The sequence below is a fragment of the Janibacter sp. CFPM2_SD2 genome, from assembly GCF_057364645.1.
This window is the reverse complement of the sequence record NZ_JBNFOF010000320.1, coordinates 1-1,822: the sequence shown is the minus strand read 5'-3', so window position 1 is coordinate 1,822 and position 1,822 is coordinate 1. Positions and strand designations below refer to the sequence as shown.

At 75.1% G+C, this 1,822-nt stretch carries 1 protein-coding gene; it reads left to right on the top strand.

Annotated elements, in window-relative coordinates; genetic code table 11:
* The first annotated feature begins 694 nt into the window (after nt 1-694).
* Nucleotides 695-1,723: a TPM domain-containing protein gene (locus AC2W7J_RS17880; protein WP_485984085.1), complete on the top strand. Its 1,029-nt coding sequence runs from the start codon at nt 695-697 to the stop codon at nt 1,721-1,723.
* Nucleotides 1,724-1,822: the final 99 nt, after the last annotated feature.

Here is a 1,822-nt window from a genome sequence, read left to right as displayed (position 1 = left end):
GCGGCGGTGACCTCCTCGAGCGGGGCCTCGTCCACGACCCGGCAGGCGCACCGGCTCGCAGGTCGGCCAGCCCCTTGGCGATCGGCTGGAGGACGGCGCGCACCGAGGCGACGACGAAAGGCGGCCGGGCGTGCCCCTCCCCCGTCGGGTCGGGGTGGCGCAGCCGACGCAGGACCGCGAGGCGGCGGCCGACGGTGTCGCTGCGCGGGCTGAGTCGCTCGTGCGGCAGCGTCTCCCAGCTGGGAAGGTCGCGACCTGCTCGTCCCCGACGAGCTCGCCGAGGGCCGTGGCGATGTCGTCGGCCTCGCGCGCGGCTCGACGTGACGACGAGCCGGGGTGCGGCCGGTCGGGGGGCGTCGCCGCCCGGGCGAGCGCGACGACCGGGGCCCGCAGGCCGGTCGGGGCGACGATGTCGACGACGTCGCTGCTCTCGCGGTGTCGAGGGATATCCGCGAGCCCGGGCAGGCCGGCGATCGCGCGAAGGAGGGGGGCGAGTGAGGAAGTCATGCTGGGCTCGATTCTGCCGCATGCCACCGACGGTCCACAGCCGCGAGGTGAGGAGCCTCCCCTTCGTCCGTCCGGTGTGGCAACGTACGACCCACAGCCGCCGGTCGGCGGCCCGACACGACACGGACCAGGGGGCCACGTGGCGCGGACCCGCAGCACACTCCACCCGGCACGGCTGCTCGCGGCCGTGCTCGCAGCCATCGGCCTGGTGCTGCTCGGTGGCGGGAGCGCCCTGGCCGATGCCCCCTTCGACGTGCCGGAGCAGATCACCGACCGCGCCGGCGTCCTCGGCGACACCGGCACCCTGCAGGACGACCTCGACGCGCTCCAGCGCGACCACGACCTGCAGCTCTTCGTCGTCTACGTCGACTCCTTCGACGGGACCGACCCCGAGCAGTGGACCCAGCAGACCTACGAGACCTCGGGCATGGGGAGCAACGACGTGCTCCTCGCCGTCGCCGTCGAGGACCGGCGCTACGGCATGTGGACGACCGAGGACTCCGGGCTGGGCCCCGACGACATCTCCCGCGTGCAGAGCGAGGACGTCGAGCCCGCGCTCGCCGACGACGACTGGGCCGGCGCGGTCACCGCGGCGGCCGAGGGCCTGGGCTCCGGTGGCGGCGGGCTGTCGTCGAGCACGTGGATCTACCTCGTCCTCGGGCTGATCGTCGTCGGCGGCATCGCCCTGCCCCTGCTCGTCAGCCGGCTGCGCGGTGGCCAGACCCGGGCGGCGGAGGGCACGCCCCAGCCGGTCATGGCCGGCGTGACGACCGACCAGATGCGGCAGGACGTCGGTCGTGCCCTCGTCGACCTCGACAACGCGATCCGCTCCTCCGGCGAGGAGCTCGCCTTCGCCCAGGCACAGTTCGGCGAGCAGGCGACCCAGCAGTTCACCCGGGCCCTGGAGTCGGCGCGGGGTCGGATCAACGAGGCCTTCCGCATCCAGCAGGAGCTCGACCTCGCCCGCGGCGCCGGGCGGCTCGGCGAGCCCGAGGAGCGGGCCCGGCTCGCCGAGATCCTCGAGCTGACCCGCGCCGCGGACGAGGAGCTCGACGCGCAGGAGGCGGAGTTCTCCCGGCTGCGCGACCTCGAGGCGACCGTCCCGCAGTTCCTCGCCTCGCTGCGCACCCGGGCCACCGAGGTCGAGGCGCGCGTGCCGGTCGCCCGGCAGGAGCTCGCCGGGCTGTCGGCGACCACCCGCGCGAGGCGCTCGTGACCCTCACGGCCAACATCGACCAGGCGGTACGGCTCGTCGCCTCGGCGCAGGGGTTCGTCACGACCGGCGAGGGGCACGTCGCCGCCGGCGACCGCCCTC